This window comes from Aerococcus sp. NPDC058936 (genome assembly GCF_042741995.1).
GTDB lineage: Bacteria > Bacillota > Bacilli > Lactobacillales > Aerococcaceae > Aerococcus.
On sequence record NZ_JBHYKZ010000005.1, the window covers coordinates 75,803 to 95,976 of the forward strand.

Consider the following 20,174-nt stretch of genomic DNA (forward strand, 5'->3'; position numbering starts at 1 on the left):
GCAGGACTGCCCTTCAAATTGAGTGGCGGTCCTGCTTTGCGTTTTTAAAAATCAAATAGTGATAATTGGTTTTGATCTGGCAAACCATCTAATACATGGTTTTCAGTCATATATTCAATCAATGACTTAGAGACTTTACCACGAATTTGCAGGTCTTCTTTTGATAAGAATGGTGATTCCTCACGTGCTGCAACAATGGATTTGGCCACATTTGTACCCAAACCGTCAATGGCTCTAAAAGGTGCAATCAAAGTATTGTCATCTTCAATAATAAATTCAGTTGCATGAGATTTATTGATATCAACCATTTTTAAGGTAAATCCACGTTCCCACATCTCGTTTACAATCTCAAGGACTGTTAACAATTGTTTCTCTTTAGTAGAAGCTTCCATTCCTTTGGCATTAATCTCATTGATTTTAGCCTTAGTCGACTCTTTCCCGTTTGACATAGATACTAGGTCAAAGTCACTCGCCCGTACTGATAAGTAGGCACAATAATACCAAATTGGGTGTTTCACCTTAAACCAAGCTACCCGCATGGCGTTCAATACGTAGGCAGCAGCATGGGCTTTCGGGAACATGTATTTGATTTTTTCACATGAATCCATATACCATTCCGGCACGTCGTATTCACGCATGATGGCCTTGTGTTCTTCTGACAATCCCTTACCTTTACGGACCTTCTCCATTATTTGAAAGGCATCTGATTCAGGCAAGCCACGGTGGATTAAGTAAACCATGATATCATCACGACAACCGATAACTTCACTTAGCGGTAGCCCTTTTTCCCGGACAAGTACTTCGGCATTGCCTAACCAAACGTCTGTACCATGCGATAGTCCAGAGATTTGTAGGAGTTCCGCGAAGGTTGATGGTTTGGTTGCTTCAAGCATTTGTCTAGTGAACCGGGTCCCAAATTCGGGAATCCCTAATGTACCAGTGTTGGAATAGATTTGTTCTTTGGTAACACCTAAAACTTCTGTCCCATTGAATAACTCATATACTTCTGGATCATCAGTTGGAATCTCGGTTGGATTGATGCCGGATAAATCCTGTAATTTACGGATCATGGTCGGGTCATCGTGCCCAAGGATATCTAATTTCAAGACGTTATCATGGATTGAATGGAAATCGAAGTGGGTCGTCTTCCATTCAGATTCCACGTCGTCAGCCGGGAATTGAATTGGCGTAAAGTCATATACATCCATATTCTCAGGGATAACAATGATCCCCCCTGGATGCTGACCGGTTGTCCGTTTTACGCCTGTTGCACCCTTGGCTAAGAATTCCTTCTCTGTTTTACGCAAATTTAAATTCTTGTCTTGGTCGTAACCTAATACGTATCCAAAAGCTGTTTTATCTGCGACCGTACCAATTGTCCCGGCCCGGAAAACGTGGTCGTCACCGAAAAGGACTTTGGTATATGCATGGGCGCGGGCTTGATATTCACCGGAGAAGTTTAAATCGATATCCGGTACCTTGTCCCCTTTAAAACCTAAGAAAGTTTCAAAGGGAATATCTTGTCCGTCTTTATCCAAGTTGGTCCCACACTCAGGACAGGGTTTATCCGGTAAGTCGAACCCTGAACCCACTGAGCCATCAGTAAAGAAATGACTGTAATGGCAATTCGGGCACACATAATGCGGTGCCAGCGGGTTGACTTCCGTAATCCCTGACATAGTCGCTACAAATGAAGACCCAACTGACCCACGGGAACCAACGATATAGCCGTCGTCATTGGATTTCTTCACCAGTTTTTGTGAAATCAAGTAGATAACCGAGAACCCATTGGAGATAATTGATTTCAATTCTTTATCTAAGCGGGCCTCTACGATTTCTGGTAATTCTTTACCGTAGATTTCATGTGCTTTTTCAAATGACATATCTGTCAGTTCTTGTTCCGCCCCTTCAATAGTTGGTGTATACAACTTGTCTTTTAAGGGTTCCACAAACTCGATGCTGTCAGCAATAGCATTGGAATTTTCCACGACAATTTCAAAAGCCTTTTCTTCTCCTAGGAAGGCAAAGTCATGCAACATTTCTTCTGTTGACCGAAAATGGGCTTCAGGGAAGTTTTTAGTCCGGTTAGATTTGATCGAATTAATTAAAATTTCTCGGTACAATTTGTCTTCTTCGTTTAGGTAGTGTACATCTCCAGTTGCAACGACTGGTTTGTTGACCGATTCCCCTATTTCTATCATGTCTTTCATGATTTTTTCGAGTGTTGCTTCGTCTTGAATCAATTCATCTAAAATCAAAGGTTTATACACGCCCTTAGGTTGCAACTCTAGGTAGTCATAGAAGGCAGCCTTTTTCTCAGCTTCTACTTTCCCTTTTTGCATTAAAGCTTCAAATACTTCCCCACCAGCACAAGCTGAACCGACCAACAAGTTTTCTCGGTGACTAGATAAGAGTGACCGAGGAATTCGTGGCACACGGTAGTAATAGTCGATATTTGACGCAGAAACCAATTTGAATAGGTCTTTTAACCCTGTTTGGTTTTTAGCTAGCAAAACGGCATGGAATGGTCGACCTTGCTTGTAGGCGTCCCCCTTACCAACATCTTTGTTTAATTCGTCGTGATAGAAAATTTCATGGTCGGCGGCTGCTTCTTTGATGAAAATCCAGGCTAAGGCACCTGTGGTTTCCGCATCATACACGGCCCGGTGATGTTGTTCCAAGGCAACATTGTAGCGTTTGGCCAAAGTATTCAAACGATGCGATTTTAAATTTGGATGCAAGAACCTTGACATTTCAAGTGTGTCGATCACGGCATTATGTGATTTTTCAAAGCCATGTCGGATGTAGGCTGTATCGATAAAGCCCATATCAAAGCTGGCATTATGGGCAACGAAAATTGCATCCCCAACCCACTCTCTAAAGTCCGTAATAACCTCATTTTCGGTACGGGTATTGGCTAACATGGCATCGGTAATCCCTGTTAAATCAATAATAGTAGCTGAAAGTGGTCGCCCCGGATTAATAAATTCTTCAAAAGTATCAATTACATTCCCGTTCTGCATTTTAACGGCCGCTAATTCAATAATATTGTCGTAAATCGCGGATAATCCCGTGGTCTCCACGTCAAATACGACGTAAGTCGCTTCTTTTAATTCAATGTGGTCAGGGTTATAAGCAATGGGGACGCCATCATCCACGATATTCGCTTCAACACCGTAAATCATTTTCAAACCAGTAGATTTAGCAGCGCCTGAAGCCTCTGGGTAAGCTTGGAGGGTTGCATGGTCAGTGACCGCAATAGCAGTATGACCCCAATCTTTGGCTTGGTTGGTGAAATCTGAAATTGAATTTGTTGCATCCAACATCGACATATTGGTGTGGACATGTAATTCCACCCGTTTTTTATCGGCATTATCTTGTCGTTTGGCCTTAGAAATTTCTTCTAAGTCACGAACGTTTAAAACCAAGTCACGGGCGAAACGGTCATCCATTTGCAAATCACCGCGGACCCGCAACCACATGCCTTTGCGTATGGCATCAAAAATGGCGATATCTTCCTCCGTTCTAGAGAACATTTGGATTAAGAAAGCTGATGTATAATCCGAAATTTTGGCATTTAATATACGACGGCCAGTTTTTAATATTTTAACTTCAACATCGAAAACAACCCCTTCCATAGATACAAAACGTTGTTCTTCAACGTAGGTATTCATGGCTCTTAACTTGTCGTCAACGGGGATATGTTTCCCTAATTGAATTTTATCCACTTTGATTGCTTGACCGTTATTGCCGGTAGCAGCTATTTCTTTTTGTTTTTCAGCTGCTTTTTTGGCCATTTCTTGTTGTTGTTCAGCTAGTTCATTGGCCCTTTCTACAAAGACATCACGCCGATCTTTGGCCGTTTCTTCATCGATAATAATTTCAAAAGGCACCTTAGGAAATCCAACCATTTGGTAATTTTGTTTGATGACTTCAAGATAGTTTTCTTGAATGAGTTGTTTTAATGGTTGGTTGTCCACGCGGATATAGTAGCGGTTATTTTCAAATGAAGGTAATTGCCCTTGGAAAGTGGTTTTAGCAATTCCATTTGAAATACCAGACCGGTTCACTATGATTGGCCAATAATCTAGGACTGCTTGATTTGCTGGTTGGCTTTGGTCAGCTACCTCAATTGAAAAGTCCACTGCCCCAACATGATCAAATCCCTTTTTCAAGTGTTCTTCAAAGGTTAAGAAAGTGGCGGCATCTATACGTGTTGGCAAGCCAATTTTAAACTGCCACAACCGTGATTTGGTATGGACCACGACATTTTCTAACCAACCATTTTTAATAGCCGTGTTTTCATCGGTCCAATGAATTTGTCCTAATAAGGCCTGAAATAGCGCTTCTTTTGATTCTGACATTGACTTATTTCCTTTCCTGTTTAATAACAAAAGGCCATCGCTATGGCCTTCTGACTTACTGTTTTTAATTGGTTTGATGCAATAGATTAATTAGCCAAACATGCGCATAATATCATTCCAGGTAACTGCAATCATTAGCACAATGACAAGCACTGCACCTACGATATTGATCATGCCTTCTGTTTTAGCTTGTAGTGGTTTACCTCGGACCAATTCGATCAGGTTCAAAATTATTTTACCCCCATCTAAAGCTGGTACAGGTAGTAAATTGACAATTCCCAAATTAATACTTAGAGAAGCTAACCATGAAATAATACCTGTCATCCCAAAGGAAACGACTTGCGAGGTAGTTTGGTACATGTAAACTGGTCCACCAAAATTGTTGATGTCAAAGCCAGTTTTAAACATACTACCAATTATAGAGAAAATACCTGTAATCATGGTCCACGCGCTAGTAAAACCAAAAGTAATTTTAGCCATAAATGACGTATCTTGCGCTCTTTGTGCCCCAATTAACCCAATTGTTTCACCTGATTCGGTCTCTGTTGCTTGTGGTGTCACCGGAACTTCTTGTTCTTTACCATCACGGTTGATGGTAAAAGTAAGTGATTGGTCTGGGTTTGATTGGACAATAGCTTGCATATCGTCAAATGATTCGACCGGTTGATCGTCGATTGACAAGATTTGGTCACCCGCCTCTAGTCCTGCTGCTTGAGCTGCAGAATCTTCTTGAACAGCACCGATTTCAGCTTCGTTTGACCAAACACCGCCTTGCATGAAGGCTAGTAGGATGAAAGCTAGAACACCTAGGATAAAGTTGTTCATTGGTCCAGCGAGATTAACGATTAGTCGTTGCCAGATGTTGGCAGATTGGAATTGACGTTCTATTGGCGCGACTTTCACGATTGTTCCGTCAGATTCGACGATGTTTGCTGTTTTTGACACTTGGTAACGGACTTTCTCTTCGCTACCGTAAGGAATACCTTCGATGAACATGTCTTCTTCTAAGTCGGCTGCCCATACTTCTAAGGGTAAGCCAGCAAAATTTTGGCCTTCATTTTCCAAAGAAATGGTGTCTACAATACCGTCTTCGCCTTGTTCAATGACGACTTGCATGCCCTTAGTTAGGGTGTCTGACATTTCTTCTAACCCAGCCATACGGACGTAACCGCCGATTGGCAACATGCGTAGCGTGTATGTCGTTTCTTCAGCTTCGAAATGAAAAATTTTCGGTCCCATACCGATAGAGAATTCGCGAACTAAGATGCCCGCTTTCTTGGCAAAATAGTAATGCCCAAATTCATGGACAATCACGATAACTGAAAAGATAAATATAAATGCAATAATGGTCGTCATAATGCGCTCCTTACTATAATAAAGCTTTATTAAAGCGATGAGTCTGGTTAATATCCTAAGAATGGAATCAAGAAATAGAACGTGGGTAATACCATTAATAGACTGTCAAAACGGTCAAGGAAACCGCCATGACCAGGCATGATATTACCTGAATCTTTGACTTGGTAGGTCCGTTTCAAGGATGATTCTACTAGGTCCCCCATCTGTCCTAAAAAGCCTAAGATAACTGCTAAAATGAAATTGTCGATAATGGATAAACCAAAAATATTGTTGAAATAAAGGACAATACTTGAACAAATAAATGCGCCGATAATGCCCCCTAATGAACCTTCAATGGTTTTATTGGGAGAAACCTTTGGTGCTAGTGGTGTGCGACCAATTTGTCGTCCTACTAGATAGGCAAAGGTGTCGTTACCCCAAATAATGATTAAGACATAAATAACTGGCAAAAGACCCAATAATCTGGTTTCGATTAATAGGTGGAAACCGCGACCTACGTATAGTGCGGCTAAACTAATCACGCCTACCTGCTCAAAATTAATGTCTTCTGGTTTAAATACCATAATGATGAGTAACATGGCCACACCAGCGAAGTAAAGCGTCATATAGTTGATTTCTTGTGGCAGTAGTGCTAGATAATAGGACGGCAGTAGTTGTAACATCATGGTGATTAAACCGATAATCCCCCGCCATGAGGGGAATGGAATTTTTGCCATTTGTAAAATTTCATAGTAAGCAACCATTGCAATAATCGCTACCATCAAGTCAAAAGGACGACCACCTATAAACAAAAGTGGGATAAAAATGGCAAGAGCAACAATAGCGCTGATAACTCTTTGTGTCATGAGAACCCCTCTTCCTATTTGGTATCTATCGCTCCGAATCGACGGTTTCTATGTTGAAATTCGCCAACACATTCCTGCATGATAGCTTCATCAAAATCTGGCCATTTAGTGTCAGTAAACACCATTTCACTATAGGCCAACTGCCATAATAGATAATTTGATAAACGAACTTCCCCGCTTGAACGAATCAATAATTCAGGGTCGGCAAATTCACCTAATTGAGCTGTATATAAGTTATCTGAAATGGTTTGTTCAGAAATATCTTTCACTTTCAAGTCACCATTTGCTACTGATGTGGCAATATTTTGAACGGCTTTGGTGATTTCATCACGTGAGCCATAGTTAAAAGCAATATTCAAAATTAAACCAGTGTTGTCTTTAGTACGATCCATAGCATTTTGAATGTATTTCTTTGTCCCTAGTGGTACTTTATCAAAGTTCCCACTCATGCGAACTTGTACATTATTGTCGATTAAATCAGGTAAGATTTCATCGTTTAATACTTTGGGTAAACCCATTAAATAATTTACTTCGGTAATTGGTCGCTTCCAATTTTCAGTTGAGAAGGCATATGCTGTCAGTACCTTCACGCCCATTTTATGAGCTGCAATGACCACACGTTTTAGGGCTTTTAATCCCTCTGAATGTCCGTCTGTTCGTTTTAATCCGCGAGCTTGTGCCCATCTACCGTTTCCGTCCATGATCACCGCGATGTGATTTGGTACTGGTAATGCTGGATTATAGTTTACTTCTGTCACCATATTGAACCTCCATTTGTAATTCTAGACAATTGTATCAAAAATTTGGAGAAAAACCTATACTTATCCCCTAGCTCAGCAGTTCTTTTAATATGCACAGGCGCCTTTAAAGTATAGGTATGGCTTGATGTAAAAAAGGAAATTTTACTAATAGATAGTCACTGGTAAGTTAACGATTTGGACAGGTAGCAAATAAGCACCCTTTTTTTTAATGCCTTTAACATAATAAGCAAAATTATTCATTTGCTAAATTAAAAGAGGCTAGCCCTTAAGCTAACCTCTCCGGTAATTTTTTCAATAATAACTTAGCTGTTTATTCTGCCGGCCGGCCTGGTTGACCACCCCCCATCATGCCAGTAGCTGTTGCTGTTTCACCTGATGATGTGAGGTTTGTGATTGTATCCGTTACAGAAAGGTCTGCAAGTTCCGTACCATTTGTCACGATACCACCTTCGTATAATCCATTGTTTTCTTCACCATCATTTTCACCACCAGATACTAAGGTATATGTACCTGTAGTTAAGTCTGGACTAGAAATCACTATGTGACTATACGATTTTGTCGGTTTGAAGGAAACCACCACATTTCCTTCTTCATCTAAAAGGCTAATTAATTCATTTGCTTCTTGTGTTGTATCGTAAGTAATACCTAAGGAAACTTGACTACCTTCAGAGGCATTTTGCGCCATATCTGAAGTACCAGCTGCAATTAAAGTACCACCGGTAATATTAAATGTGCTACCGTAGTCTAAACTACCGTTACCGCCGGTTGTTGTCCCGTTTATAATCACGACACCATCAGACATGTCCACCGTACCGTTGGAATCAAGACCGTCACCTTCTGAATCAATAACTAATGTACCACCTGTGATGATCAATTGTTTGGATTCATCTACGTCCATGCCACCTCCCATTTGACCGCCGGCAAAGCTATCTTCGCCAAATGTACCAGTTGTTGTTTCTGTATCAGAACCACCACCAGCATTCAAACCGTCATCTGACGCGACTACAGAAATATCACCACCATCAATTTGAATGACTGACGATTCAATCCCTTCATATGAATCTTGGATTTCAATCAAACCATCTGAAATGATTAAGGTCTCATCCGCGTGCATACCGTCATCACCTGAGGCTATAGTCATATCACCACCAAGAATGGTAATAGCACTATTTGCGTGGATACAATCATCGGCAGTATTTAGATTAATCGTACCAGAAGAAATTTCCACTGTATCGGTTGCTTTCAATCCTTTATAAGATTCGGCGGTATCAATATCAGTTGATGTTGATCCATCTGCTGTTTGAATCGTGATATCAGCGTTTTGAACGGCTAATTTTGTGACTGCTTGAATCCCATCACGTCCTGAATTGATGTTAAAGAACCCCCCATCAATATAGACATTACCAGAATCTACATCTTCTTCATTATTGGCTTGGATACCATCACCTTCTGTTGTGGTTAGGTTGTAAGTACCATCTAAAATAGCTACTGTATCTTTACCTTTTAGGGCATTATTCACTGCAGTCACTTCATACTCACCTGATACCAAAATTAGGTCGTCTTTAGAACGGATACCGTTTGAATAGTTCCCTTCAACGACTAGTTTACCGTCACCGTTGATGACTAAGTCCGCTTTAGAATAGAAAGTAGCATCCGGTTCAGTTTCATCTGTTGCTAGGGTATAAGAAGCTCCGTCTGTTAAGGTATTGGTCGTACCTGAAGCAAGTGTGGTCACGACTTTTTCACCTTCAGTAATATATACGGCTGGACCGTCTTCATTATTGATGGTGACCCCGTCGAAGATTAAGTGTACTTTATCTTCAGCCCCTACTGAAACTTGTAATTGCCCGTCACTTAAACTGCCTTCGATGACGTAAGTACCCGCTTGAGTAATCGTCACTGTTGATCCGTCTACAGTGACCCCATCAACAGCTTCTGTCCCGTCATCAGACAATGTAATGGTTTGTGCTTCCTCGCTATCGTAAGAAGTCTCTAAATCTTCATCTTCATAGCTACCATAGGTGTCCGTGGTGGCATCATTTGACTCATCGCTAACGCTAGAGCTTGCACTTGCTTGTTCGCTGGAGGATGTAGTTGAGTCACTGGTAGATGAGCCTTGTACAATTTGATCACAAGCCCCTAGTAGCAAACCAGCTACTAGTATGGGCATAATGGCCTTTTTCCCCATGCGTTTTTTTATTTTAGATTTCATATGTATGCTCCTTTATGATATGGACTTTTGTGAATTGGATTTTTTTGATAAAAACACTTTAAATAAAAATCTTTCATTTTACTTCTATAAAGTATCTGGCGTTGTGGCAACTTTGCCTAAAACGACTGGCAGATTACCATTTCGAACTCTAACTTCATCGATTAAGGCTTTTTCTACTGTTGGATCTTTCATCAATAAATGGTAACGCAATTCATATAAGCTACCCATTGTAGTTGTACGAACGCTTTCTAAGCTGGCAGTATCCGTATACTTTTCAAAAATATCCTCAAATAAATCCGGGTAATCTAAGTCTTCTGGAATAGTGATTTTTAATTCACGTTTGACATTATTGCCAGATTCACCAAATGGTAATTTATATAAGATAAGGAGTAGAATAGCTACGATAGTGGAGAAAATAATGACATAACCGACGTAACCCATACCGGTCGCTAAACCGATACCCATTGCCCAGAATACTGAGGCAATATCACGGGAACCACCAGGTACTGAACGGAAACGAATGAGTGAGAAGGCCCCTAGGATGGCAACCCCTGTACCTAAGTTTCCGTTAACCAGCATAATAACTGATTGGACTAAAACAGGTAGTACGGCTAACGTAATAATGAAGTTTTTAGAATAGGCATTTTTCACCATGTGAACACCGGCTACTAAAATCCCTGAGACTATGGATACAAGGAAACAGATTAATACTTCGCTAAATACTAATGTTGTGGTATCTCCTGAAAATATACTAGTTAACATGTAATAATTCTTCCTCTCTGTATAAATGACGTTCGTAAGTTTCTGCGTATTTAGAAAAACTTGATTTTCTAATTTGGTACTTGTCTAGCAGGCTGACAAACCATAATGGGTAGGCACCTAAGGCCTTCACTTCCATGAGTACACCCAATTCTGGTGCAACCAGGTCACCTTCATCATTTTCGATGATGCCTAGTTGGTCATTTTGGTAACGAATATTTTGATCAAAGGTTACCCTGAATTCGCCATCTTCATGGTCAAAGAGAGATACGCGGTCATAAGCGATTAATACTTTTGGTGCTAAGGTCTGATTCTTTTTAAATAACCATGTTATCTCTGACTCAATTTGCCTAGAAATTGGCAGATTGTTTTCTCGGGCTTCTTCTGGGAATTCACCGCATTCTAACCATTTTAGATATTCATCATATGACATAGGGATTCGACGTTTATAGACAATTCCGTTAACCTTTTTCTTAATTTCTAAAAAGATTAATGAGTCTTCTCCAGGTACCCCGTATGCACGGATACGAAATTTTTCTTTATATACTGGTTTATCTATCGATCTTTTGATTAAGTTATAATCATCGGTATCAAAGTAGAGGGATAGGATGGTATGTTGTCCGTACTCATCTACTGACATTTCTTTTTGTAGGTCATGGAAGAATTTATGGAAGTCTTCTTGACTCAGGACATATTTAGTTTCCTTGCGTTGAAAAACATTTTTAAGTTTCATGATGTTTCCTCCTCATTTATTAAGGCACTGAGATAAGCTTGTTTACTAGATTATTGCTTACCGCCTCTTGCAATAATGTTAATTTACACGTTCAAGCTTAAAGTTAACTTAAATGGCTTTTACTTTAAAAATTCTTAAGTTTTTTTATTTTTCGGACTAAACATGATAAGCTAATAAAAACTTGCAAAGAAATGAGTGTGACCGCATGATTCAATTGATGATCGTAGAAGACGACAAAATTTTATCAGATAATATTAAAGAAATTTGCTTGGAGCTAGCCCAAGCAACGATTACACAAGTCTATAACGGTGATGATGCTCTATATGAAGCCAGTAGTGAAACTTATGATTTGATTATTCTCGACTTAATGCTCCCTGGTATGAACGGTTATCAGATTTTATCGAAATTGAGAGCTGACCATATCAAAACCCCCGTCCTTATCCTGACCGCAAAAGACGGTTTAGAAGACAAGGTCGAGGGCTTTCAAGTAGGCGCTGATGATTATTTGACTAAGCCCTTTTATAGGGAAGAATTACTGCTACGGATACGTGCCCTACTCAGACGGTCGTTGGGGTTATTCGATGACAATCAACTTAAATATAAGGATTTAACCATTAATTTGGAGAAAAATGCGGTGATGATTGGTCAAGAAACCCTACCTATCATCGGAAAAGAATTGGACCTGCTGATTTATTTGGTTCAAAATAAAAGCATTATCCTGACAAAAGAACAGATTTTCGACCGTATTTGGGGTTTTAATTCAGAAACAGCCATTACAGTGGTTGAAGTGTATATGTCTAATTTACGGAAACATTTGAAGGCCCATCAATTAGATAAATCGATAACTACTATTCGAAATGTAGGTTATATGTTAGCGGGGGCTGAAGAGGCATAGCCTATGTGGAAACGAAATAATAATCACAATACATCCAATTATCAAAAGAAAAGTGCCAATGAAAATCGGTCTATACGACAAAGGTGGCATTATTTTTCCTTGAATGTCATTGCATTTGCTGCTGTCTTTCTAGCGCTTGGCGTAATCACTATACAAATTTTACATGCTACTGCCTATTCGGAAACAGATATTTCACTTAGAAACCTAGTCAGCAATACCCAGATGATTTCAGATGAAATTCAACGTTCGACTGACGACTTTGTTCCTAGGCAAACTGAGGCAAACCACCCTGAAGACCACGGTATAAATCGGTTTAACAGCCAGGTGGTGCTTTGGAGTGCGGATGGGGAAATACTCAACCAAGATGGATTGGGAGACATTTATAGCCAAATCACTAGCCTAGACCTGTCTACTGAAAACTTGGACGAGGTTGAAGAAGTGACAATTACTGATGAAAACCAGGGATACCATTTCCGGACGATTACAAGCAATGCACCTGAAAATACCGGCAATGTTGCCTATATCACAGTGCTTTCAAATACTGACCAGATTGACAACTCAGTTGCCAATTTTCAAAATATTTTAATTATTTCCCTGATTTTCTTCTGGTTGATTTCTATCGGCATCGCCTATTACCTGTCTATAGTAAATATGAAACCCATTTTAAAATCTTGGAAAAAGCAACAAGAGTTCGTTGAGAATGCCTCGCATGAATTACGAACGCCACTAACCATTATTCAAAACAATTTAGACCATTTATTCACTAAGCCACATGCTAAAATTATTGACGAATCTGAGCGCATCGCTCAAGCCTTAAATGAAACACGACGGCTGACGGGTTTAACCACGGACCTTTTGACCATTGCCCGCGGGGATGCGAATGAACAGACTTTAGATTTAACCCTAACGGATATTCAACCCTTTATTAAGCAAACAACCGACCCATTTAGAGATCTTGCTACTTTAGCAGGCAAAGAATTTAATCTCTTTAATAATGGCAAAGCGATTGTAAAAGTCGACCAGAAGAAAATCCACCAAGTCTTGGTCATCTTGTTAGATAATGCCCTGAAATATACTCAAGCAGGTGATACGATCACCGTTGATTCGCACACTAGTAAACGGCACTGGTATATTTATGTCAAAAATACTGGCAGTAACATTGCTGACGAGGATAAGGACCGGATCTTTGAGCGTTTTTATCGAGATTCAACCTCAAGAGCCAGCGAAACATCTGGTTACGGGCTAGGTTTAGCTATCGCTAAACAAATTATCGAAGACCATCAGGGGACAATTACTGTTGAAGATGGTCATCCCCACGGCGTGATTTTTGCCATTCGTTTGCGCAAAAACTACGATTAGCAAGAGTAAACTGGGTACCAGGCTTACAGAAGCAATTACCAAAATTTCCAGTGAAGAGCAAAAAAAGCCAGCAGGTCATCTCAAAATGAGGCCTGCTGGCTTTCCTTGTATTATCGTTTGAATATATTAAAACAATTAAACGTTCATGATTTCGTCTTCTTTATCAGAAGCGATTTTCTCAACGTTTTTAATTGCAGCGTTTGTTAGGTCTTGGATGTCACTTTCATATGAGCGTACGTCATCTTCAGTGATTTCTTTTGCTTTTTCAGCTTTTTTCGTTTCATCAATCGCATCACGACGGATGTTACGGATAGCTACTTTAGCGTCTTCCAAGTCTTTTCCAACTGTTTTACTCAACTCTTTACGACGTTCTTGTGTTAAAGCTGGGATGATCAAACGAATTACAGAACCATCATTTGTAGGTGGAATACCTAAGTCGGATTGTTGTAATGCACGGTCGATATCATTTAAAGAACTTTTATCGTATGGAGAGATTTGTAACATACGAGGCTCTGGAATAGTGATAGTTGCCAATTGACGTAAGTCAGTTGGTACACCGTAGTATTCTACAGTAATGCCGTCTAATAAAGAAGCATTGGCAACTCCAGCACGGATACGTGCAAGCGTACGTGTAAATGCTTCTTCAGATTTCACCATGCGGTCTTTTGTTTCTTTTAGTAAATTATCAATAGCCATAGAAATTTCTCCCTTACCCTTCTATTGTAGTACCAATTTCTTCACCAAGGATAACACGGCGGATATTGCCTTCTTCATTTAGGTTGAATACAACTAAAGGAATATTGTTGTCCATGCTTAATGATGAAGCTGTTGTGTCCATTACTTGTAGATTATTGCTGATGACTTCTAAATGCGATAATTTTTCGTATTTAACAGCAGCGTCGTTCTTACGAGGATCGTCAGAATACACACCGTCTACCCCGTTTTTAGCCATTAAGATAACATCTGCTTCAATTTCTGCAGCACGTAGAGAGGCCGTTGTATCTGTTGAGAAGTAAGGATTACCAGTACCCCCAGCAAAAATAACGACCCGTCCTTTTTCTAAGTGACGCTCAGCACGACGGCGGATATATGGTTCCGCGATTTGACGCATGTCAATTGAAGTTTGTACGCGAGTAGGCACGCCAATGTTTTCCAAAACATCTTGTAAACCTAGCGCATTCATGATTGTCGCTAGCATACCCATGTAGTCTGCTTGTGCACGTTCCATGCCCATTTCTTCACCCGTTTTACCCCGCCAAATGTTACCGCCACCTACGACGATTGAGATTTGTACGCCTAAACGGTGAACTTCTTTGATTTCTTTAGCAATACCCTTCATTGTTTCTGGGTCAATACCGAAACCGTTGTTACCAGATAAAGCCTCACCTGAAAGTTTCAAAACTACACGTTTGTATTTAGGTTCTGTCATTCTATTCTCCTTACTAAAAAGGTTGAGAAAGAAACCTTTCCCAACCTATTTTAAATTCCCTCTTCATTACTTCTCTATTTTAAGCAAATTCAAAAAGTTTATATCGGGATGTTGTTAAATTATTTACCCATTTGAGCAGCAACTTCGCTAGCGAAATCGTCTTGGCGTTTTTCAATACCTTCGCCGACTTCAAAACGGAAGAAACCTTTGATTTCAGCATTGTTTTCTTTTGCAACTTCTGCAACAGTTTTGCTGTCGTCTAATAAGTATTTTTGATCAACTAAGCAGATTTCTGCGAAGAATTTACGTAAACGACCAGTAATCATTTTTTCAACGATTTCTTTTGGTTTACCTTCATTTAATGATTGTTCTGTAAGAACTGCTTTTTCGTGTTCGTAAACTTCAGCAGGTACAGATTCTTCGTTTAAGAATTGAGGTTTCATACCACCGATGTGCATAGATACCATGCTAGCAAATTCAGGGTTGTTTCCGTCAATTAATGTAAGAACAGAAATACGTCCACCTTGGTGAGAGTATAGACCAAATTCTTGGTCATCTGTTTTTGTTAAAGTTTCAAAGCGACGTAATGAGATTTTTTCTCCAATTACAGCAGCTTTTTCTTTAATGTATGTATCTAAGTCTTTACCTTCAACAGTCACATCAGTTAAAGCAGCTTCTACAGTAGCAGGTTTTTGCTCTAAGATAGCTAATGCAACAGTTTCTAATAATTCAACGAATTGATCGTTACGTGCAACGAAGTCAGTTTCAGAGTTAACTTCTACAATTACAGCGTCGTTTCCTTTAGCTACAGCTTTAGTTAAACCTTCAGCAGCAACACGGTCAGCTTTCTTAGCAGCTTTAGCGATACCTTTTTCACGTAGGAAGTCGATAGCTTTGTCCATATCTCCGTCAACTTCAACTAAGGCTTTCTTAGCATCCATCATACCTACACCAGTGCGGTCGCGTAATTCTTTAACTTGTTTTGCAGTAATTGCCATTTAAAATTTTCCTCCTAATTGCATGCATTCTTTAAAAAAAGGCTATCTTAACTAAGAAGGAAAGCCGAATATAGCTTAGACAAACTTAATCAGATAGCCATCTACTGTTTATATTTTACTACTAATTGAAGTAATCTTCAACTATAGCAAAGCTTACTCAGCAACCTCGTCTAAAACTTCGTCACCTTTGAAGTCTTCAACAGTTACATCTTGTTCAGCTTCTTCTTGAGCGCCTTGTTTAGCTTCAAGAATTGCTTCAGCCATACCACCAGTAATCAATTTGATAGCGCGGATAGCGTCATCATTTGAAGGGATTACGTAATCTACTTCATCTGGATCACAGTTAGTGTCAACCATAGCGATAACAGGGATGTTTAATTTGTGTGCTTCTTGGATCGCAATTTTTTCTTTACGAGGGTCAACAACAAACATAACATCTGGAATACGTGGCATATCTTCGATACCGCCTAAGAATTTTTCTAGACGTTCTTTTTCTTTCAATAAGCCAACAACTTCTTTTTTAGGAAGAACGTCAAAAGTACCGTCTACTTCCATTTCTTTAATGTTTTTTAAGTGTTTGATACGTTTTTGGATAGTTTCCCAGTTAGTTAAAGTACCACCTAACCAACGGTGATTTACATAGTATTGACCTGCACGAGTCGCTTCGTCAGCGATTGAATCTTGTGCTTGTTTTTTAGTACCTACGAATAACGCGATACCATCGTTACCTACTAAATCACGCATAGCGTTGTAAGCTTGGTCTACTAACTTAACAGTTTTTTGTAAGTCAATGATGTAAATACCATTACGCTCAGTAAAGATGTATTTATCCATTTTAGGGTTCCAACGACGTGTTTGATGTCCAAAGTGAACACCAGCTTCTAATAATTGTTTCATGCTAATAACTGGCATGTTAAATTCCTCCATTTGGTTTTTATTTTTCCGCCCCTATTTCAAAGACTCGCCACTAGCAAATACTAGCACCACGCGATTCCATCCATAAGGTGTGAAATATGTGTCATTCGACACTCGAATATATTACCATAATCCGCCACCCTTTTCAAGCCATATTTGAAAAAGAGGGACAACTTATGGCCAATATTTTTACTTATAAGGCTTGGCTGACACCAAGGATAAATTTCAGGTCGTCCAAGCTTAGATTTTGACTGCTCGCTTGGTCACCGTCCTCAAATAATTGTTCAAATAGGTAGCGCTTCTCTTCTTGAAGTTCAGCAATACGTTGCTCGATTGTCCCTTCAGTAATAAAGCGAACCACTTCAACATCTTTCTTCTGACCGATCCGGTGAGCACGGCCAATAGCTTGCTCTTCAACCGCAGGGTTCCACCATAAGTCATATAAGAAGATGGTATCTGCACCAGTCAAGTTGATCCCTACCCCACCAGCACGTAATGAAATCAAGAAGACTGATTTATCGCCGGTATTGAATTCGTCTACTTGTTCTTGACGGACTTTTTTATTGGTTTGACCAGTCATCATGTAGTAGTCAATACCCTCTTCAGCAAGGTACTCAGACATCACATCTAACATGCTAGTAAATTGAGAGAATACCAATACTTTACGACCTGATTCGATGGCGCGTTTCAACATGATCTTGAAGTATTCGAACTTACCAGATTGACCAGTGTAGTCATTTTTCACAAGGCGTGGGTGGCAACAAATTTGACGTAAGCGTGTAATACCCGCCAATAATTCCATATGCGTTTGCCCTGCATTCGATGAATCATTATTTAACTGGTCTTGAATTTTCTTCAGGTAAGCTAGGTAAATATTCTTCTGCTCAGGGTCCAACATACTGAATCTATCGGTAACAGTTTTTGTTGGTAACTGTAGGGCTACGTCATTTTTGGTACGACGTAGAACGAATGGACTGGCAATACGAGCTACTTCTCCTACTGACAGTTTTTGGAATTCGTGCTTATTCGGCAATAACCCAGGCACAATAATCTGCATCAAAGCCCAGAATTCATTCAAATTATTCTCCATTGGTGTACCCGATAAACCAATCCGCATAGCCGCTACTTGTTTCTTGACAGATCTATATAGAATCGTGTTGTCATTTTTGATAGCTTGGGCTTCATCTAAGACTAAAATATCCAAATTCACTTTTTGGTAGGCTTCTTGGTCATTTCGGTATGATTGGTATGACGTCAACCAAACATCAATGGTATCATCGTGGCGAATCGCTTCCCGTTCGTCAATCGTCCCATCTACCACGGCCACATTTAAGGTTGGTGTAAACCGCTTAAACTCATGGGCCCAGTTATATAGAACAGATGCTGGCGCCAAGACCAATGACTTTTCATGAGGATTGTTTTCAATATAGTCAAGCACAAAGGAAATCGTTTGAACAGTTTTCCCTAGCCCCATCTCATCCGCTAATAAGCCACCCAATTGGTATTTAGCTAGTCCTCTAAACCATTTCACTGACGTTTCTTGATAGTCAGATAAGGTTGCTTTCAGGTTAGCTGACGGCGTGTAGTCTTTTTCTTTAGCCCGTACAATATCATCGTAGAATTCTTCAAATACCTCATTTCCGTCCACCAATGTTTGGAATCGTAAGGTTTGGAAAATAGGGACCACGTCACCGTTCTGCCAGTCGTTATTAGCGGCAGAAATTTGTTGAAGCATACGCTTCTGTTCGTCATCCATAGTATTTTGCACGTCTATAATCCGACCATCGCGCAAACGAATATAGGCCTCGTTTTCCATAATGGCATTTAAAATACGGTCAACTTCAACAGGCTCAACGTCAGACAATTCAAAATCAACCGATAGGAAACGGCTACCATCACTCGGGGTCATTTTAACGGTAGCATTCACTTTATTGTCGTATACATTGCGTAAGAACTTGCCATATTTGATGTCCCATTGGTCGATAAACAAGCGTGCGAAGTTTTCGATATTGATCATAACGTCGGTCAAGTTATCGAAATGTTGGACAAAGGCCCCCTTCTCCGAACTAAAGCCTAAAGCTTTTAAGGTATTTTCAACCGTCACTTCACCAGAGAAGTCACGGACTAAAACCACATCATCATCTGGTAGAACTTGGTTTTCTGCGTCATCAGAAACTAAGTATTTCCCGTATTGGTATTCAGGGGTGACATATAAATCAGATCCCTCAACATCCAACGTTACATGAACTTGCAAGTCTTCTTGATATAAGTCAAACAATTCTTCTAATTGATCAATTTCGCTATACGCCATCAAAGTCCCACCGAATAAGCTGATAAAATAAATCATTTCTTCAGCTGGCAAGGAAATCTGATATTCGTTTTCTGCAAAGAAGCCCTGTAAAAATCGCAAGTCATCATAGAAATTGCTGTCTTGGGTTGTTTCGTACAAGGTTTCGTCTTGAATGAGTAATCCATATTGGGCTAACCAATTGACTGATTGATCCCAAGTTAATTGGTATAAATCATTGTCTTTTTGCAAGCTAAATACCAAAGCTTTTCCCTTAGAGAATGTTGGTTTAATAGCATTACCATCAAGTTTAAAGCGGATTGAAACCCGGTTATCTGCAAGATAAAGGTCCTTCAAGCGATTTAATTCTTCACTCATCAAATAGAAACGTTGGGTGTTCTTTTTATTTTCTGGTGTATTCATCACTAGTAGCAACCACTTATTACGCAATTGGTAGGCATTCGCTAGTTCGACCATTAGGTCATAAGTGTCTTGACCAAGGGTTGCCGGTGACAACCAAATTTCCTCACGGTCCCGATTAGGTAGAATGTATAAGGTATTTTGGACAACAGCTTGGAAGAATTTATCCATATCTGTTACATAATACAAGTTGTTGACACCCACACGAATACGCAAGTAGGCAATATCCTCATAGGAAATGATATAAGGTCTCACTTCGTCGAATTGAACTTCTAAAGTCACTTTTACTCTACTAGACCGCGGTAAACGTTTCACAGGACTGGTTACTTGACGGTGGCTTAAGTAACCTTCAATGACTTCATTCACTTGTAGTTCCACTTCATCATCTACTTCTGGATAACGTTTCAATTCCTCATTAAATTGGTGAACACGCGTCATGCCCATTTCTCTTAAGAATAGTTCTACTGCAACTGTATGCTCACAGTAGCCTTTCTTTTGAAAGACCTGACACTGACACACATCTTCTTCTTTAGCAGTTCCATCTAAGATCACGGTATACGTGTCATCATCGAGTACTTCTGCACGCCAAACAGTATTTTCTTCATCTGGTACTACTTTAAGCACCCGATTTTCCTTTACCAAAGCGCGTCCTTGCTCGATTATCTTACTTGGAATACTCCACTTCATATCATACACCCCAAAATTCTGAATCTGTCGCTCATTAATTAATTTATTATATCAAACTTCTTAAGAAATTCATATGCTGAGCCACAGGATGTGAGTCAGGGCATAAGGCGAGAGGTATTATTATAGTTAGTGAATAAGCGTTCAGCTATGCTTT

14 protein-coding genes are annotated in these 20,174 nt (G+C 39.8%); 2 read left to right on the forward strand and 12 right to left on the reverse strand.

Annotated features, from left to right (window positions below; all coding sequences use genetic code 11):
* Positions 1-44: 44 nt before the first annotated feature.
* The 7 genes from ACFW0C_RS05280 to ACFW0C_RS05310 all read right to left on the reverse strand — a co-directional run bounded on the left by ACFW0C_RS05280 (position 45) and on the right by ACFW0C_RS05310 (position 11,030).
* Positions 45-4,364, reverse strand: coding sequence for a PolC-type DNA polymerase III (locus ACFW0C_RS05280; RefSeq protein ID WP_378106000.1), 4,320 nt, complete (start codon positions 4,362-4,364; stop codon positions 45-47).
* Between the two features lie 90 nt (positions 4,365-4,454).
* Complete coding sequence (gene rseP, locus ACFW0C_RS05285) at positions 4,455-5,720, reverse strand: RIP metalloprotease RseP (RefSeq protein WP_378106002.1); 1,266 nt, start codon at positions 5,718-5,720, stop codon at positions 4,455-4,457.
* Between the two features lie 47 nt (positions 5,721-5,767).
* Positions 5,768-6,565 (reverse strand): phosphatidate cytidylyltransferase, encoded by a 798-nt coding sequence (locus ACFW0C_RS05290; RefSeq protein WP_378106005.1) that lies wholly within the window; start codon positions 6,563-6,565, stop codon positions 5,768-5,770.
* 14 nt (positions 6,566-6,579) lie between these two features.
* Positions 6,580-7,326 (reverse strand): isoprenyl transferase, encoded by a 747-nt coding sequence (locus ACFW0C_RS05295; protein ID WP_378106008.1) that lies wholly within the window; start codon positions 7,324-7,326, stop codon positions 6,580-6,582.
* A gap of 310 nt (positions 7,327-7,636) precedes the next feature.
* The gene (locus ACFW0C_RS05300) at positions 7,637-9,538 is read right to left on the reverse strand and encodes a carbohydrate-binding domain-containing protein (protein WP_378106010.1); all 1,902 of its coding nucleotides are present in this window, start codon (positions 9,536-9,538) and stop codon (positions 7,637-7,639) included.
* Positions 9,539-9,622: 84 nt separating this feature from the next.
* Positions 9,623-10,300, reverse strand: coding sequence for a DUF4956 domain-containing protein (locus ACFW0C_RS05305; protein WP_378106012.1), 678 nt, complete (start codon positions 10,298-10,300; stop codon positions 9,623-9,625).
* Positions 10,290-11,030 (reverse strand): polyphosphate polymerase domain-containing protein, encoded by a 741-nt coding sequence (locus tag ACFW0C_RS05310; RefSeq protein ID WP_378106014.1) that lies wholly within the window; start codon positions 11,028-11,030, stop codon positions 10,290-10,292. The genes ACFW0C_RS05305 and ACFW0C_RS05310 overlap by 11 nt, the downstream gene beginning before the upstream one ends.
* A 205-nt stretch (positions 11,031-11,235) precedes the next feature.
* On the opposite strand from ACFW0C_RS05310, the gene ACFW0C_RS05315 reads away from it, so the two are divergent.
* On the forward strand, positions 11,236-11,925 hold the full coding sequence (locus ACFW0C_RS05315) for a response regulator transcription factor (protein ID WP_378106015.1): 690 nt from the start codon (positions 11,236-11,238) through the stop codon (positions 11,923-11,925).
* A gap of 3 nt (positions 11,926-11,928) precedes the next feature.
* The gene (locus ACFW0C_RS05320; RefSeq protein ID WP_378106016.1) at positions 11,929-13,284 is read left to right on the forward strand and encodes a sensor histidine kinase; all 1,356 of its coding nucleotides are present in this window, start codon (positions 11,929-11,931) and stop codon (positions 13,282-13,284) included.
* 135 nt (positions 13,285-13,419) lie between these two features.
* On the opposite strand, the gene frr is transcribed toward ACFW0C_RS05320, so the two are convergent.
* The 5 genes from frr to ACFW0C_RS05345 all read right to left on the reverse strand — a co-directional run bounded on the left by frr (position 13,420) and on the right by ACFW0C_RS05345 (position 20,020).
* Positions 13,420-13,980: a ribosome recycling factor gene (frr, locus tag ACFW0C_RS05325; protein WP_378106017.1), complete on the reverse strand. Its 561-nt coding sequence runs from the start codon at positions 13,978-13,980 to the stop codon at positions 13,420-13,422.
* A gap of 13 nt (positions 13,981-13,993) precedes the next feature.
* The gene (pyrH, locus tag ACFW0C_RS05330) at positions 13,994-14,713 is read right to left on the reverse strand and encodes a UMP kinase (RefSeq protein WP_016897476.1); all 720 of its coding nucleotides are present in this window, start codon (positions 14,711-14,713) and stop codon (positions 13,994-13,996) included.
* A 119-nt stretch (positions 14,714-14,832) separates the two neighbouring features.
* Entirely contained in the window at positions 14,833-15,711 is an 879-nt protein-coding gene (tsf, locus tag ACFW0C_RS05335) for a translation elongation factor Ts (protein ID WP_003141035.1), read from the reverse strand.
* A 153-nt stretch (positions 15,712-15,864) separates the two neighbouring features.
* On the reverse strand, positions 15,865-16,623 hold the full coding sequence (rpsB, locus tag ACFW0C_RS05340) for a 30S ribosomal protein S2 (protein ID WP_039934631.1): 759 nt from the start codon (positions 16,621-16,623) through the stop codon (positions 15,865-15,867).
* 196 nt (positions 16,624-16,819) lie between these two features.
* Complete coding sequence (locus ACFW0C_RS05345; protein ID WP_378106020.1) at positions 16,820-20,020, reverse strand: SNF2-related protein; 3,201 nt, start codon at positions 20,018-20,020, stop codon at positions 16,820-16,822.
* Positions 20,021-20,174 lie beyond the last annotated feature (154 nt).

Excerpts from the sequence above, each read along its gene's own strand:
- ACFW0C_RS05280 (WP_378106000.1), bottom strand. The coding sequence starts at position 4,364 with ATGTCAGAATCAAAAGAAGCGCTATTTCAGGCCTTATTAGGACAAATT.
- rseP (WP_378106002.1), bottom strand. The coding sequence starts at position 5,720 with ATGACGACCATTATTGCATTTATATTTATCTTTTCAGTTATCGTGATT.
- ACFW0C_RS05290 (WP_378106005.1), bottom strand. The coding sequence starts at position 6,565 with ATGACACAAAGAGTTATCAGCGCTATTGTTGCTCTTGCCATTTTTATC.
- ACFW0C_RS05295 (WP_378106008.1), bottom strand. The coding sequence starts at position 7,326 with ATGGTGACAGAAGTAAACTATAATCCAGCATTACCAGTACCAAATCAC.
- ACFW0C_RS05300 (WP_378106010.1), bottom strand. The coding sequence starts at position 9,538 with ATGAAATCTAAAATAAAAAAACGCATGGGGAAAAAGGCCATTATGCCC.
- ACFW0C_RS05305 (WP_378106012.1), bottom strand. The coding sequence starts at position 10,300 with ATGTTAACTAGTATATTTTCAGGAGATACCACAACATTAGTATTTAGC.
- ACFW0C_RS05310 (WP_378106014.1), bottom strand. The coding sequence starts at position 11,030 with ATGAAACTTAAAAATGTTTTTCAACGCAAGGAAACTAAATATGTCCTG.
- ACFW0C_RS05315 (WP_378106015.1), top strand. The coding sequence starts at position 11,236 with ATGATTCAATTGATGATCGTAGAAGACGACAAAATTTTATCAGATAAT.
- ACFW0C_RS05320 (WP_378106016.1), top strand. The coding sequence starts at position 11,929 with ATGTGGAAACGAAATAATAATCACAATACATCCAATTATCAAAAGAAA.
- frr (WP_378106017.1), bottom strand. The coding sequence starts at position 13,980 with ATGGCTATTGATAATTTACTAAAAGAAACAAAAGACCGCATGGTGAAA.
- pyrH (WP_016897476.1), bottom strand. The coding sequence starts at position 14,713 with ATGACAGAACCTAAATACAAACGTGTAGTTTTGAAACTTTCAGGTGAG.
- tsf (WP_003141035.1), bottom strand. The coding sequence starts at position 15,711 with ATGGCAATTACTGCAAAACAAGTTAAAGAATTACGCGACCGCACTGGT.
- rpsB (WP_039934631.1), bottom strand. The coding sequence starts at position 16,623 with ATGCCAGTTATTAGCATGAAACAATTATTAGAAGCTGGTGTTCACTTT.
- ACFW0C_RS05345 (WP_378106020.1), bottom strand. The coding sequence starts at position 20,020 with ATGAAGTGGAGTATTCCAAGTAAGATAATCGAGCAAGGACGCGCTTTG.